16 protein-coding genes and 1 riboswitch are annotated in these 15433 nt (G+C 33.3%); of the genes, 7 read left to right on the top strand and 9 right to left on the bottom strand.

Features of this window, described 5'->3' with window-relative positions; all coding sequences use genetic code 11:
• Nucleotides 1-188 precede the first annotated feature (188 nt).
• On the top strand, nt 189-1406 hold the full coding sequence (locus AC4CVH_RS11325) for an SH3 domain-containing protein (protein WP_490787867.1): 1218 nt from the start codon (nt 189-191) through the stop codon (nt 1404-1406).
• A gap of 76 nt (nt 1407-1482) precedes the next feature.
• Here AC4CVH_RS11325 and AC4CVH_RS11320 read toward each other — a convergent pair whose 3' ends face one another.
• Together AC4CVH_RS11320 and ymfI are read right to left on the bottom strand one after the other, a co-directional pair.
• Nucleotides 1483-2316: a response regulator transcription factor gene (locus AC4CVH_RS11320; protein WP_490787866.1), complete on the bottom strand. Its 834-nt coding sequence runs from the start codon at nt 2314-2316 to the stop codon at nt 1483-1485.
• 87 nt (nt 2317-2403) lie between these two features.
• On the bottom strand, nt 2404-3147 hold the full coding sequence (gene ymfI / locus AC4CVH_RS11315; protein WP_490787865.1) for an elongation factor P 5-aminopentanone reductase: 744 nt from the start codon (nt 3145-3147) through the stop codon (nt 2404-2406).
• A gap of 144 nt (nt 3148-3291) precedes the next feature.
• Here ymfI and tpx point away from each other — a divergent pair, with 144 nt between their 5' ends.
• The 4 genes from tpx (at nt 3292) to AC4CVH_RS11295 (ending at nt 7000) form a co-directional block, all read left to right on the top strand.
• Nucleotides 3292-3786: a thiol peroxidase gene (tpx, locus tag AC4CVH_RS11310; protein WP_490787864.1), complete on the top strand. Its 495-nt coding sequence runs from the start codon at nt 3292-3294 to the stop codon at nt 3784-3786.
• Nucleotides 3787-3905: 119 nt separating this feature from the next.
• Nucleotides 3906-3998: riboswitch (glycine riboswitch) on the top strand.
• Between the two features lie 106 nt (nt 3999-4104).
• Nucleotides 4105-4374: an ACT domain-containing protein gene (locus AC4CVH_RS11305; RefSeq protein ID WP_490787863.1), complete on the top strand. Its 270-nt coding sequence runs from the start codon at nt 4105-4107 to the stop codon at nt 4372-4374.
• Nucleotides 4375-4420: 46 nt separating this feature from the next.
• Entirely contained in the window at nt 4421-5779 is a 1359-nt protein-coding gene (locus AC4CVH_RS11300; protein WP_490787862.1) for a PFL family protein, read from the top strand.
• A 162-nt stretch (nt 5780-5941) separates the two neighbouring features.
• Nucleotides 5942-7000 (top strand): HD-GYP domain-containing protein, encoded by a 1059-nt coding sequence (locus AC4CVH_RS11295; RefSeq protein WP_490787861.1) that lies wholly within the window; start codon nt 5942-5944, stop codon nt 6998-7000.
• Between the two features lie 141 nt (nt 7001-7141).
• Here AC4CVH_RS11295 and AC4CVH_RS11290 read toward each other — a convergent pair whose 3' ends face one another.
• The 3 genes from AC4CVH_RS11290 to trmB all read right to left on the bottom strand — a co-directional run bounded on the left by AC4CVH_RS11290 (nt 7142) and on the right by trmB (nt 9616).
• Nucleotides 7142-8131 carry a G1 family glutamic endopeptidase gene (locus tag AC4CVH_RS11290; protein ID WP_490787860.1) on the bottom strand — a complete coding sequence of 330 codons (990 nt, stop codon included), beginning with the start codon at nt 8129-8131 and terminating at the stop codon, nt 7142-7144.
• Nucleotides 8132-8241: 110 nt separating this feature from the next.
• Nucleotides 8242-8955, bottom strand: a complete 714-nt coding sequence (locus tag AC4CVH_RS11285; protein ID WP_490787859.1) for a M48 family metallopeptidase — start codon at nt 8953-8955, stop codon at nt 8242-8244.
• Between the two features lie 25 nt (nt 8956-8980).
• Entirely contained in the window at nt 8981-9616 is a 636-nt protein-coding gene (gene trmB / locus AC4CVH_RS11280) for a tRNA (guanosine(46)-N7)-methyltransferase TrmB (protein ID WP_490787858.1), read from the bottom strand.
• Nucleotides 9617-9766: 150 nt separating this feature from the next.
• On the opposite strand from trmB, the gene AC4CVH_RS11275 reads away from it, so the two are divergent.
• Nucleotides 9767-10435, top strand: a complete 669-nt coding sequence (locus AC4CVH_RS11275; protein ID WP_490787857.1) for a hypothetical protein — start codon at nt 9767-9769, stop codon at nt 10433-10435.
• Between the two features lie 8 nt (nt 10436-10443).
• Here AC4CVH_RS11275 and AC4CVH_RS11270 read toward each other — a convergent pair whose 3' ends face one another.
• From AC4CVH_RS11270 to AC4CVH_RS11255, 4 genes are all read right to left on the bottom strand, one after another.
• Complete coding sequence (locus AC4CVH_RS11270) at nt 10444-11091, bottom strand: site-2 protease family protein (protein WP_490787856.1); 648 nt, start codon at nt 11089-11091, stop codon at nt 10444-10446.
• Nucleotides 11092-11116: 25 nt separating this feature from the next.
• Complete coding sequence (locus AC4CVH_RS11265) at nt 11117-12145, bottom strand: hypothetical protein (protein WP_490787855.1); 1029 nt, start codon at nt 12143-12145, stop codon at nt 11117-11119.
• A gap of 11 nt (nt 12146-12156) precedes the next feature.
• Nucleotides 12157-13167, bottom strand: coding sequence for a phosphodiester glycosidase family protein (locus AC4CVH_RS11260; RefSeq protein ID WP_490787854.1), 1011 nt, complete (start codon nt 13165-13167; stop codon nt 12157-12159).
• Between the two features lie 177 nt (nt 13168-13344).
• A complete protein-coding gene (locus tag AC4CVH_RS11255) occupies nt 13345-14721 on the bottom strand; it encodes a PhoH family protein (RefSeq protein WP_490787853.1) in 1377 nt (458 codons plus the stop codon).
• A gap of 395 nt (nt 14722-15116) precedes the next feature.
• On the opposite strand from AC4CVH_RS11255, the gene AC4CVH_RS11250 reads away from it, so the two are divergent.
• On the top strand, nt 15117-15413 hold the full coding sequence (locus AC4CVH_RS11250; protein ID WP_490787852.1) for a hypothetical protein: 297 nt from the start codon (nt 15117-15119) through the stop codon (nt 15411-15413).
• Nucleotides 15414-15433: the final 20 nt, after the last annotated feature.

Here is a 15433-nt window from a genome sequence, read left to right as displayed (position 1 = left end):
TCAGTTACATAATATCTTATTTTACTATATAATGAATCGTCACTATTTTGCAATATATATAGAATATAAAAAACATATATAGTATAATTAAATTAATTATTAATAAAGTAAACTTTTCATTAATACAATCGATAAAGATATGTATGGCTTTTTTAGTTGTACATTTAATATATATGGGGAGGTAAGGCATGAACAGCTCAAAAAAACTAGTATTTTCTTTCTTCATTTCGACATCTCTGATAGCTGCTAACTCTTTTGCATATAAAAATAATGTCCATGCTTCTGGATTTACACCAAACATACAAAGTTCGGCTTATACAAGTGTTGGAAATATATTTTCAAAATGTGGATATACAGGCCAGTGTACTTGGTTTACATACGGAAGGGTACTTGAAAAACTTGGAATTTCACTACCTTCTGAATTTTACGGAAATGCAATAGACTGGTGGTATGCAAATGCAAGGGATGGTATTTATTCTTATGGAACAGAGCCCAGAGCAAACTCAATAGCTGTATGGAGCGGAGGTTCAAAAGGATATGGTCATGTAGGATTTGTAGAACAGGTTTCAGGCGGAGTCGTTTATTTAAATGAAGGTAACTTCAACATAAGGGGGTCTTATGACGGAAGCGTAAAACAACTGACAAATGCTCAGATGCAAAATCGTGGAAATATATTTTTAAAAGGTTACATATATCTAGGTAGCTCGTCACAAAATCCTTCGTCGACTCAGCCTCAAGTAACACATACCGATCTCAAGACAGGGATTGTACATGTATCAAGTTCTGGCGCTTTAAACGTAAGAAACGGTGCAGGAACTTCATTTTCTGCAATTGGAAGTCTTAAAAACGGCCAGTCCGTTGAAATTGTGGGATCGGTTGGAGACTGGTATAAAATAAAATACAACTCCAATTATGGCTACGTAAGTTCCAGTTACATAAGTGGAAGTTCCATACTGGGATCTTCATCTTCATCTTCATCTTCAAAAGAAGGATATGTAAAATTATCAAATGCTTCTTCGGTTTTGAACTTTAGAAATTCTCCAAATGGTTCAGTTATAGGAACTCTGCCAAACGCTACAAAAGTTACAATACTTGGCTCAAGCAGCGGATGGTACAAAATTTCTGCTGCAGGTAAAACTGGATATGTTTCTGCAAATTATATTTCATCTTCACCGCAGAATACAACCTCAAGTACTTCAAAAAGCAGTCAATCCGTTTCAGGTACAGTAAAGCTATCAAATGCTTCTTCGACTTTGAATCTTCGTACAAGCCCTTGGACTGGACGAGTAATAGCTTCACTTTCAAACGGTACAAAAGTTACACTACTCAGCAAAAGCGGATTGTGGTATAAAGTTTCTGTTGCAGGTAAAACCGGATATGTACATTCCGACTATATAAGACTATAAGAGAAGGGCGGTCACATCAACATATTTCTTATGTTACTGTGGCCGCCCCTTTATAAAATACTTTTTCCTTATATTGTTACGAATTTATATTGTATTTCATCTTCAAAGCAAGTTTATCCAAAAGTTCATCCTTTGTTGAACCATCTCCTGGAAATACAACAGCCGAATTCAAAAGCTGATACTTTAAATACTTTTCATCTGTTTTTACTAACTCCTCATAGATATGATCCATTTGTTTTATCCTATGCCCGGCTTCCTTTTTCCCGCACTTCGGCATTACCGCTATAAATGTTGATAATCCATATTTGGCAAATAGATCCGGAACTTTGAAAATCTCCTTCAAATTTTCATAGATCATGTCCATAAACGAGATATAGCTGTCATTTATATCTATCTTTCTCTCAGATTTATCCACACCAAATTTTACAAGACCCGACATTACAATAGATACTTCTGTATTTTCATTTTTCGCTCTTTCTATTTGTTTGATTATATACTCTTGAAAATTCAAGTATTTAATTTCACCATTCTCGTGATTTTTCTTATAGTGTTTTACAATATTTCCTACTCTTTCAACCAGCATCTTTGAATTAAAAGGTTTTAAAATGTACTCTGAAGTCCCTTCTTTTATGCACCTTATAAAATCTTCCCTAGTATTAAGCTTTGTAAGCACCATTACAGGAATATCAATTTCCTTTGCCTTTATTTTCTTTAATATATCAAACCCATCTTCTCCAACAAGTCCAACTTCCAATATTATAAGAACAATATCCTTTTTATTATCTGAAAGTTTGTTGAAAAAATCAAAAGAATTAGCAGATTCATACACTTCGAAACCGACTTCTTCAATAGTATTCCTTATCCTGTATCTCACATAAGCCATATCATCCAAGATTATAACTTTATCCATAATTAATTCATCCTATTATAAATATTTTTTAACATACATTTATTTATCGAATGCTTGCAACAAATTTTAATAGCTTTTCAAATAAAATTAGAGTAATCCTCCATCAACGGTCAAAACCTGACCTGTTATATATTCGGAAGATTTACTGCATAAAAAAACAACAGCATTGCTTATTTCTTCAGGTTTTGCAAACCTTCCAAAAGGTATCTGCTCCTCAAGTTCAATTTTTTCCGAAGGTGAAAGCCATCTGTTCATATCGGTATCTACAACTCCTGGAGCTACTGCATTGATTCTTATATTGGAAGGTGCCATCTCTTTGGCCAGCGACTTTGTGAATAAATTCACCCCTGCTTTCACTGCAGAATATACACTTTCACATGAAGCTCCTACATTTCCCCATATTGAAGATATGTTGACTATGACACCTGATTTTTTCTCCACCATGTATTTCAGCGAACGGTGAGTACAATTCATCACACCTTTCAAATCAACATCGATCATACGGTTCCAGTTCTCTTCCTTCATATCAATAAAAAGTCCTACTTCAGAAATCCCTGCATTGTTTACAAGTATGTCTATTTTGCCTGTACTTTGAACGGCAAAATCAACAAGTTTCTTTGCATCTTCATATATGCTGACATCACCGCCTACAGCATATCCTGTAACTCCACATTTTTTTATCTCCAAAAGAGTCTCGTCAGCATTGGATTTGCTGCTTTTATAGTTCAAAATTACATTTGCTCCACATTTGGCAAGTCCAATAGCCACCGCTCTTCCTATACCTTTTGACGCTCCTGTTACAACAGCTGTCTTGCCGCCCAGATTTTCCACTAAAAATGCACTCCCCGTATAAAATTTAATATTTCAGTTTATATTATACACTATTATTGTATCTTTTAATTTGTTGTGGTATAATTAAAGCACATTAAAAGATAATAACTATTTAATAATATAATTTATTTGGAGGGATTGACAATGGAATTAAAATTTCAAGGAACACCTGTCAACTTGCTTGGCAATACTTTAAAAGTTGGAGATACTGTACCAGACTTCGAGGTAACAGACAATAACTTAAAGCCAATAACACTAAATGATACAAAGGGAGTTAGAATTTTCCTTACAGTTCCATCACTGGATACACCTGTATGCGATCTTGAAACAACAACTTTCAATCAGAAAAGTTCTAAAATACCCGGGGTTACAGTATACACAATTTCAATGGATCTTCCTTTTGCACAAAGCCGCTGGTGTGCTGCAAAAGGCGTTAAAAATGTAATTACTGCATCTGATTACAAGGATAGGAGTTTTGGAAAAAATTTTGGCACTTATGTAGTTGAACTCGGACTTCTTGCAAGAACAGCCTTTGTAGTTGACAGCAACAACAAAATAATCTATGCAAAATATCTTTCTGAAATAACAGATTATCCTGATTATGATGAGATTCTTGAAGCTGCAAAAAAAGCCGTTTAATATTAAAAACAACCCATTCTCTTTATTTGATTTGAACCAAACTATATGATATAATCGAAATTGTAATTTATAAAATAATAATAATGGATGAAGATAATTGAATTTTTAAGACTATTATCTGACAAAGCTCTGGAGAGACTCTATTTGGGCGCCGAAGGTGAAAATCAGTTGTACTGGTGAAACTCTCAGGTAAAAAGGACAGAGATTTTATATATTATTTATGCGACTATATTATAAAATTGATTTTCCAGAGGCTGTATTTCAGTCTCTTTTATTTTTCAAAAAATTACATAAATATAATAATAAGGAGATGTAAAAATGAAAGCAATAATAACTGTACTCGGTCATGACAAGGTTGGAATCATACATGAAGTAACCTCTATACTTTCTAAAAACAATATAAACATTCTTGATATAACACAAACACTCATAAGCGGTTATTTCACAATGATAATGCTCGTGGATACCTCAAATATGTCTGTAGATTTCACTTCACTTAAAAATACACTTGACGAAAAAGCTAAAAAGATCAATGTTTCAATCAAAATACAGAGAGAAGATATATTCACCTCCATGCACGAGATATAATGACAGCATAAATCCATTGTAATAAAATATAGGAGGTTATATTGTAATGATTAATTTTAAAAACATAATGGAAACAATAAACATGATAGAAAAAGAAAACCTTGACATAAGAACCATAACCATGGGAATATCCTTACTTGACTGCATAGATAGTGATGGTAAAAAATGCAGAGATAAAATTTATGACAAGATAACAAAACAAGCTGAAAATCTTGTTAAAACAGCCGAACAGATAGAAGCCGAATATGGAATACCTATAATACATAAAAGAATATCTGTAACTCCAATATCTCTTGTGGCCCAAGCAAGTTCAGACTCAAGTTATGTTGAATTTGCAAAAACTCTTGACAAAACAACCAAAACTCTCGGTATAGATTTTATAGGTGGCTTTTCAGCCCTCGTTCACAAAGGGTACTCAAAAGGCGATAAAATACTTATAGAATCAATTCCAGAAGCACTTGCACAAACAGATAAGGTATGTTCCTCCGTAAACATAGCCAGCACAAAGGCAGGCATAAATATGGATGCTGTAAGGCATATGGGGGAAATAGTGAAAAAAACTGCATATCTTACAAAAGAAAATGAGAGCATAGGATGTGCAAAACTCGTTATATTTGCAAATGCAGTTGAGGATAACCCCTTCATGGCAGGCGCATTTCACGGAGTTGGAGAAGCTGAAAGCATAATAAATGTAGGCGTAAGTGGACCAGGAGTTGTAAAATGTGCTCTCGAGGAAGTTCAAGGCGAAAATTTCAATGTAGTTGCAGAGACTATAAAAAAGACTGCCTTTAAAATAACAAGAATGGGCCAGCTTGTAGCTGCAGAAGCCTCCAAAAAACTAAACGTACCTTTTGGAATTGTCGATCTTTCACTTGCACCAACTCCTGCCGTAGGAGACAGCGTAGCAAGAGTACTTGAAGAAATCGGTCTTGAACATTGCGGCTGTCCCGGTACAACAGCCGCCCTTGCAATGTTAAATGATGCTGTTAAAAAAGGAGGAATCATGGCAGCTTCCCAGGTTGGCGGATTGAGCGGAGCCTTTATACCTGTAAGCGAAGATGAAGGAATGATAGATGCCGTAAATGTCGGTTCATTGAATCTTGAAAAGCTGGAAGCAATGACCTGTGTATGCTCCGTTGGTCTCGACATGATTGGAATACCTGGAGACACTCCCGCTTCAACAATATCAGGCATAATCGCAGATGAAGCTGCAATTGGAATGATAAACTGCAAAACAACAGCCGTAAGGCTTATACCCGTATATGGAAAACATACCGGCGACGAGGCAAATTTTGGAGGACTTCTTGGAAAAGCTCCCATTATGCCCGTAAGCAAATTTTCAAGTCAGGATTTTATAAACAGAGGCGGAAGAATACCTGCACCAATTCATAGCTTTAAAAATTAATACTGCATACCCGGCGGAAAAGTTTTTCTTTTCCGCCTTTAATTATAAAATTTTTATATATTATTTCATGTAAAATGTATTTAGAAACAAGACAAGTAAACGATAATAGATATAGCTGCTATATATTGCTAATTTAATTAATAATAACGGAGCGTGAGCAATATGCAATTAAATAAAAAGTTATTACTGATAAGTGAATTAAAACCCGGAATGATACTTGGAAAAGACATCATATTTGAAAACAAAACACTTCTTGCTAAAGATAATTACATAAATGAATCTATAATTGAAAAGTTAAAACAAAATTATATTGTAGACAAGGTAGAAATATATCTTGAGGATGATTCCGGTGAGCCTCTTATAATACAAAATAAATCAATTGAAAAAATTCAGCTTACATTTAACAGATTTTCTTCAAATTTGGAGAAAATATTCAACAAAATATCAAACTTAAAAACTCCCGAGATAAATGAAATACGAGTATTTTCAGAAAAAATACAACAGGAATTTGATTCAACAGGTGCAGTCATAAAGAACATAGTATTCTACGGCAGTGGTAATGATACAATATATAGGCACAGCATAAATGTAGCAGCTATGAGCTTCATACTAGGGAAATGGCTTAAACTTGATGAAACGGAATTGAACCTTCTTACATATTCCGCAGTGCTCCATGATTTTGGCAAGACAAAAATAGACTCTGAAATACTCAAAAACGAACAAAATCTAAACCAGGAAGAGCTTAAAATTTTCGAAACTCACCCTGCCATAGGTTATAATTTTGTCAAAAAAATTCCATACCTTAACAGTGCCGTAAGTTACGGGGTTCTCATGCACCATGAAAAAATAAATGGTTCGGGATATCCTCTTGGAATTAAAGGTGATAAGATTCATAAGTTTGCTAAAATAATTGCCATTGCAGACTTGTTTGACGAAGTCAACTCAAACAATTATCATAAACATATAAATGGACCTTTTGAGGCATTAAAAGCCATTCAAGAAGAAAGTCTTGGAAAACTTGACTGCGAATATTGTACCATATTTTTGAATCATATTATAAGTTATTTCATCGGTGAAAATGTTTTACTCAATAATAAAAAATCATGTAAAGTAATTCAAATGAATATAAACAACATTACAAGACCTCTTTTATTGGACAGCAATGGTTTTTTGGACTTGAAAAACGAAAAAGATCTTTATGTTCAAAAACTTGTTATTTAATTAACAACGTTTAAAATAAATTATAATTGGGAATATAAACATTCTTCGTTTGTGTTCCCTTCATGTCATCTTCCATATTCATTGAAATTAATCTCCCCTCTGCAAAAGGCATTCAACAGTTATCTAATTTTCAAACAAACCCTAGTTGAAATAGCGCCTTACTGGTTTCGAATCGTTAAAATCTGAATTCTGAAAATGAAAATTATATCTTGGGTTTCTATGTTCGTTTCTAGAATATCTTGTAAAATTTCCAGTTTGATTTATGTTTGTAGTTGTTGTAAAGGATTCTCCATCAGCTCCAAGACTTGAAGGATATATTGCTATCGATCCATTTGAATACTCCATTGCAATAGGTTGTACCGTATTTGATGAATCATTCAATGATTTTCCGTTTACTTTTGCATTTTCAAATTTTACAGTTCCTGTATCCGCAAGAGGATAGAGTTGCGAGTTCTCATTTGAAGGATCTTCATTTATCCACTCTGCAGAAGTTCCTATACCATTCTCATAGCTTGATGTAAGTGTTGTCTGTATTGTTTTTGTAATTTTTTCACCATTCGGTTCAACTGCAGTAAAAGTTAAATTCCATTTAAAGCTGGATTCCCTGTATATGCTCGCACTTATAGTTGAATTAACAGGAATAGTTGTTATATTTTGTGCAACGTTAGGAAGTTTTTCCCAAAACACTACTGCAACAGGTTGTCCTTTTTGAATTTCTTCAATTGTACCCATTTGAAGAAGATCCGATGAACTTGATCCACCAAGCCCAATCCATTGTGCCGCCGAAGCATTGCTACCTTTTGACGTAGATATACTTGGTACTGTCCAACTTCCTGAAACACTTTTATATAAAGTTCCAGAAGATTTTGGTGTATCTATATATCCAGCCCAATTTTCAGATTTTTCCGTATCTATTGGAAGAGAGATGCTCGTCCCCGAAGATTGACTTTCATAATATCTACTATAATTAGATCCCTGCCTAGGATAATATCTCTCACGGAAGTGATCTGATATCACATATTTATTTTCAATACTTTTACCTGAAACTTTATTTAATGCAATATGCGATGTCCCAAACAACAATATTAAGGCCAGAAAGAATAAATTTACTTTCTTAAATATGGACTTCATTTTTATATCTCCCCTCTTTAAATAATATATTTTATTATTCATAGATAGTTTGTCCTATTTTTGTTACAGAATTATAGCAAAAATGTTATTATTATGTTAATTTTATTAATTCATAAATCCATCTTCAGCTCATTCTCTCTAAGCCACTTTTCTCTTAATTTATAATCTGGAAGTATATGCCTTACTATGTTCCAAAACCTTTTGGAATGATCCTTTTGCTTCATATGGCACATTTCATGTACAACAATATAGTCTACAACATCAATCTTTGCCATAATACATCTCCAATTGAACAAAAGCCGATTTTGGTATGTACAGCTTCCCCATATTCTCTTTTGTTCCTTGACTTTAACCCCAATTGGAGTTACATCAAAGAATTTGTTGTAATAATTCACTCTGTCTTGGATAATTTTTTGTGCCTTTTCTCTATACCATTCCTCCATGGCGAATCTTATACCAGATGTGTTTTTGTCTCTAACAACTACAATAAATCTGCCCCTATATAATTTTACAAGTGTATTTTTTACACTTGAATCCATCTGTATATTCAAATGATACTTTCTTCCAAGATACATTATCTGTTCTCCATCTTCGAAACTTCCTTTTTTATGTACCAACTCAGCACTTTCAAACATATCAATCTTTTCTTTTATCCATCTCTCTTTTTTCATCAATATCATAAATATTCTATCTCTTGACAAACCAATGGGTGACACAACTTTAACCATTTCTGAAGTTTCTACCTTTATTGAAAGGGTCTTTCTCTTTCTGAAAACAACTTCAACTAATATCTCTCTTTTCCCACATTCAAATTTAATTTTCATAAAAATACCTCTCAGACGAAAAATGTTAACTTATTTTTGCTATTAAAAACATTATATTCATTCCAAGCGATGTAAATTTATCCTCATATTCTGTAGTTATATTTCCTTTAAATCCACTTTTATGGAGATCAAAACTTATGTACTCAATCTTGAATCCCTCCTCTTCAAAATATTCCTGGGATTCGCAAAAAAGTTCTCGGTCATCTGTTTTAAACCATATCTCACTTCCAGATATTAAAAATTTTTTGTATAGTTTTAAAAGTCTGTTATGTGTCAATCTTCTCTTCTTATGCCTGTTTTTGGGCCACGGATTACAAAAGTTTATGTATATTCTGCTGATTTCATTGCTGTCGAATACCTCTCCAATTTTTGAAATTTCCATTGGTATTATTCTCAAATTATCAAGTTCCATTTCTTGAGCTTTCCTAAGCGCATACACAAGAACTTCATCTTTAAGATCTATTCCTATATAATTTTTGTTTTTATTATTTTCAGCCTGACTGCACAGGAACTGTCCTCTGCCGCATCCAAGTTCCAAATATATAGGGTTTTCATTCTGGAACTCTGTCTTCCATTCTCCTTTATAATATTGCGGATTTATTTTAACAAGACTACTTTCCTCCATTTCAGGTCTTGCCCACCACTTTTTTCTAAGTCTCATATTCTACAATTCTCCCTTCAAAAGGTCTTTTTATCTTATTCAACTTATATAATATACATTAATTTGAATAGTGTTGTCCATTTTTTTGTAAAATAAGTTATAATGTACTTAAAAACCATGATAACAAACTAAGTAAAGGTGTGTTAAAATTTGAAAAAGAATGCCAGCATAAAAAGCATATACCATAAAAAGCATAAAAAAATGCCTCTTTGGAAAAAAGTATTTGCTTTTTTTATTATAATAATATCTTCTCTAACCTGCAGTATTTATATTCTGGGACAACCTCCTGAATATGAAACTTTCTATTCATCCTATGGGGCTTACTATAACGGGAAAATTGGTACATGCCTTACACGATTATACAGTTTCGGAAGTAAATTTAAAAACAGCAATCTTCCATACTATATAAGATATCATGAAATACGGACAGGCAGGCTAAAAGATTTTCTTGCAAAACGCAATTCCCTTCTTGCGGAGGAACCTTATTTTTCCGCTATACTTGGAACTGCCAAAAAATACAACTTGAATCCTTTAATACTCTTCGCAATAACAGGACAGGAACAAAACTTTGTGCCAAAGAGTGAGAAATATGCTTCAAAAATCGCAAATAATCCTTTCAATGTATTTCACAGCTGGAAGGAATATAATACCAATATAAAAGATTCGTCAGAGATAGCCGCACGAACTATAATAAATCTTTCAGAAAACAGACCCGACACCACTGATCCATTTTTGTGGATAGGAAAAAAATATGCTGAAGATACCCACTGGGGATACGGTGTACGTGATATCTTCAAAGAACTTGAACAAGAAAAGTAGCATTTTCCCTAACCCAAAAGAGAAAATGCTACTCTCAAAATTTTATTATATAAAACATACGACGGAACACCAACTACATAATTTGCAACTGGTGTTGCAACAAAAACAACTAGTATTATAAGTTGGTATCTGTAAATTTTATCTGACACCCTATAGTATATTCTCGGGAAAATATCTCTTAATATGTGAAATCCGTCAAGTCCCGGTATTGGTATTAGATTGAATATAAAAAGCATACAGTTTATACTGATAGCTTCAAGCAAAATTTTCAAAATTATATTTGCAAGAATTGACGATACAAAAGCCGTTGAAATAAATACTTTATATGCAATAACATATACAACGGAAAATACAATTGCCACAAGCAGATTCGCAATAGGTCCTGCAGCAGATACTTTGAGGTCATCCTTATATCCGTTTTTATATACATTTGGATTTGTCTCCACAGGCTTAGCCCATCCAAATCCAACAAGAAGTATCATTATAAAACCAATTATATCTATATGCACAAATGGATTCAATGTAAGCCTTCCCTGAAATTTAGGCGTCTTGTCGCCTAACCTGTCAGATACCAATGCATGAGCATATTCATGAAATGTAAGTCCAATGAGTATTCCCGGTATGACAAGTATTTTATTTAGTATAATTGCATTCAAAAAATCCCCTCTTTTCTATCATATACTAGTTTATCAAAGTTTTTGATACTTTTCCATCCACTATTGACACAATACCTTTATTATAAAGTTGAACAAATTTTCCATGATAAACATACTGTTTTCCATTCAGTACATCTTCTACTATTCCCTTTAAATTATCATTTACATAAATTCTACCCGAATCTGATATATATATATCCTTCTTGTCAATATCCTGCCTTAAATCTACTTTTTTATACTGCTCGGGATCATCTTCTATTTTTCCGTAATATATACTACCGACCTTATCGTCATTTTTCATGTCACCTATATATACCTTGTCATCATTGTCAATGCCAATCCACACAGGATTTTTAACTTTTGAAATATTCATAGGTTCATCTTCACCTGTGATATATATTTTATGATATACATTATCTTCATAGACAAGCTTGTCCTTCAATGACAGCACTCCCATGTCACCTATCGCATAGGAGTTTGTACTTATTTTTTGAAGCTCACTCATTATATTGACTCTATATATACTGGTTCTGTTTCCATCATACTGCATTTTTATGTATATTACATTTGTGAGTGGGGATTCCTGAATATCAACAATTTTAGTATTTTCTATAAAATCATTCATCTTCTTTATATTTTCTTTTATGCCCTTGTCAATATCAAAATACTCCAATTTAAAATCCGCGCTTCCATCTGTGTCAGTTTTCTCAGCTATAAGAATTCTGTTTCTATCTGGAAGCCATTTATAATAAGATAATTTATACCCCGAGGATAGTTTCACCTGTTTTTCCTTGCCATTACTGGTATCAACCACTTCGAGCATTCCTTCATTATAATACGATGCATATCTGCCATCAAAAGAAACTTTTATATTTTGTGCATCGTATGGTATAGAAACTTCCACATCCGATTTTTCATCTTCCCTTGATGTAACTTTTGTGCTTTTGATATCAGTATTGGAAGCCAAAAAATAATTATTTACATAGTAAAATCCCAGAAACTGAACAACTAGTGATATAACAGCCCAAGACAGTACTATTCTAAAAACTCTCATAAAATTCTCCTTTAAGATTCAACATAAATAGCTGAAGGTACCGATCTTTCTCCCAGAGGGTCACATGGATTGTTTATAACCTCTCCCTCATAATACATTGTTGATGAAGATCCTCCATCAAGGTTAGTAGCATTTACAGCACCATATTGCAGCATTATATTCTGAACATCACGAAGCGAAGCACCAACACTTTTAGTCTGTCTTCCATCTATTACAAGAAGAAGTATCGAACCGTCTTTTCTTTGTCCTATAGCAGTTCTTGGTGCTATTCCCCAGTTTCCATCTCCTGATTTTATAGTGCCTTTTCCGTTTATAACAAGAGCTGGTCCGAATGATATAGCCTCTGTAACATTCATTTTTTTCAATTCATTCAAGCTGTGATGCCCTACAAGAAGTTGTCCTTTTCTTGTTATTGCCATTATCTCCTGTTTTGAATCTGAATCTTTTATGTCATTGTACATTGTATTTCCACCGCTCATAAGAAGTCCAACAGGTTTCCCCCCGGTGCCTGTCCACTCGCTATTTTTAGAAGAACTGTCTGTAAATCCTCCTCCATTTATTGCAGCCACTGCATTGTTGTCCTTTGCAATGCTGCTTGTGAGTTCACCTGCAACCCCCAGTTTTTTACTATATCCTACTTTTACTCTTGTAGGATCATGCACAATTAATATATATCCTTTAAATTTAGTACCATCGCTTATATCTTCCCTATCAATGCTATTATCGTGATAATTCGAAAATTCAGAGAAGTAACTCACGTTTTGCTGTTTTCCAGTATCTATTTCGTTTTCACCCAATATCTGATTTATTTCTTTATCAGACAAAAACAACTTTGCAATGTATTGATGACTCAAGGTCGTCATTGCAGCCCCAACCAGTGTTCTTTTTACATTTTCAAACGGACCCCGAAACGCAATAACCGGAGCCGTAACTGCAGTGAATACGAATTCAAAGGCAAAAAACATCAGTATGATCTTCCATAGAGACCTCCTTGGTTTACCTCTTAACCCCTTTTTCTTCATGTGTATTTTTCCCTTCTACAATTATATCTTACAATATTGTACAATAAATAGCCTATTTTTTAAATAGAAACAGTATCAAATTTAATAAATATTTTGTAAATACTAAATTTCTCAAAAAAAGCACTATCTATATAGTGCCAATATCTTCTACGATTTTGTTGAAAAATAAATAATTGATTAAAGTTTTTTTGAAGCTTCATAGGCAAGTGCGGATCTTTCACACTCCGTATGTTTTAATGTTATTTGATAACACAATTTACTATTTTTCATTTTTTCCGAAGCATAGCTCAAACCGTTGGATCTTGCATCCAAAAACGGTTGATCAATTTGCTCGGGATCTCCTTCAAGTATAAGTTTTGTTCCAATTCCAACACGTGTTACAATTGCTTTCACCTGTTTTGGCGTAAGGTTTTGAGCTTCGTCTATTATAAGCCAGTTCTTAGCTATTGAGCGACCTCTCAAATATCCTACAGCCTCTGTAACTATCACTCTTCTGTCAAACAATTCTCTTATCTTGTCGGCAAGTTCCTTTTCATTTTTATATCTTTCCTTTTCATCAGAATCTACAAGTATCTCCAAATTATCAAGTATCGGTCTCATAAAAGGTGATATTTTTTCCTGCTCGGTACCTGGAAGAAAACCTATATCATCATCCATGGTTATATTGGGTCTGCATACAAGTATCCTTCTGTAACTCCTTATATCTTCCTCAAGTATACCATGCAATCCCGCAGCAAGTGAAAAAAGTGTTTTGGCCGTACCTGCAGGTCCTTTTATTATTACCAGAGGTGCTGTAGCCGCATCAGTTAGGAGTGCCTCCAGCATAAACTTTTGCCCTACATTTCTCGGTGTTATTCCTATAACATTTCCATCCATGAAATTAAGCTGAACAATCTTTTTTCCGTCAAATCTCCCAAGCGCCGTCTGTTTTGAATTTTCACTGCAGTGAAGTATAACAAATTCATTTACATAAAGAACAGGTTTCTCACAACTATGTGTAGATTCCGTATAAGACTTCACATAATCCATATCTACGAATTTGTTTTTATAAAATTTCTCCATTTCACTGGCAGGTATATAAAGATCTATTCTTCCTGTATACTGGCTTTCATCTTCCGGAACTATCTTTTCATAAAAATCTTCTACATCTATTTCAACTGTATCAGCTTTTATCCTCTCAAATATGTCCTTAGTTATAAGGCAGACATTTTCGCCATATTCTTTGAGTCCCATACATACCTGTATTATTCTATTGTCAGGCTTCATTTTATCCCATGACAAAGGCATTTTTATATCATAATGATTCATTTCAACTCTAAGTTTTCCCCCACCCGGTAATTTTACACCTTTGCTTAGCTTTCCTTTTTTTCTCAAATCATCTATAAGTCTTGCTGCATATCTGGCATTCACTCCAAGGTCATCCTTGTGCTTTTTAAATTTATCCAATTCTTCAAATACAACTTCTGGTATAACTACATCGGAATCTCCAAATGATAAAATAGCTCTAGGAGAATATAAAATAACATTAGTATCAAGAACATAGGTCTTTCTCAAATTCATCACTCCCTTATGAATATTATATGATACTGCAGTAAAAAAATAAACGCATGCTAAAAATGCCAAATATGTAATTATATTTAAGGCATAATAAAATAATTTCTACATATTATAGTAATATATTGGTTTAAACAAATCGACAATATGCATCAGAATTTTTCAATATATTAATGCCTCTTCTTATGCCAGGGATAAACCATCTCTGGCATATGTCTTTCACATATATAAGTAATTATATTGTGTAATTAAAAAATTACTATTAAATCTGTAAATAACATCAGTTACCTGCTATAATAATATTATAAATATTGATTTTGTTACATATGACTTTACATATGATTTGTTATGCAATAATATATATATTAATATGATTAAAGAGAGGGGAATAAATAATGAAAATCAAGATCTGGGATCAGGAGCACAATTTTATTTATGACAGTGAAGTAAAGAATGCCAGCATAGAACAAACTAAGAATACTAAAAATTATTGTAGAATTTGGTCAATTCATAAATTTATAAATCCCACTAATGGCAATATAAAATATATTCTCGAAAGCGAAGAAAACGTACCTATGTATGGAGATACAACAATACATAGATTAGCTCAGTTTGAGATTAGGAATGAAAACATCGACCTGGATGCTCTATATGTTGAAGAAAGTCTCAAAGTAGACATTCAAGACAATTAGCCTTTATTAAAGCTAAAAAC

It is taken from the genome of Clostridium pabulibutyricum, assembly GCF_058242705.1.
The sequence above is the reverse complement of the archived record's forward strand: the minus strand, read 5'-3'. Positions and strand labels throughout refer to the sequence as shown.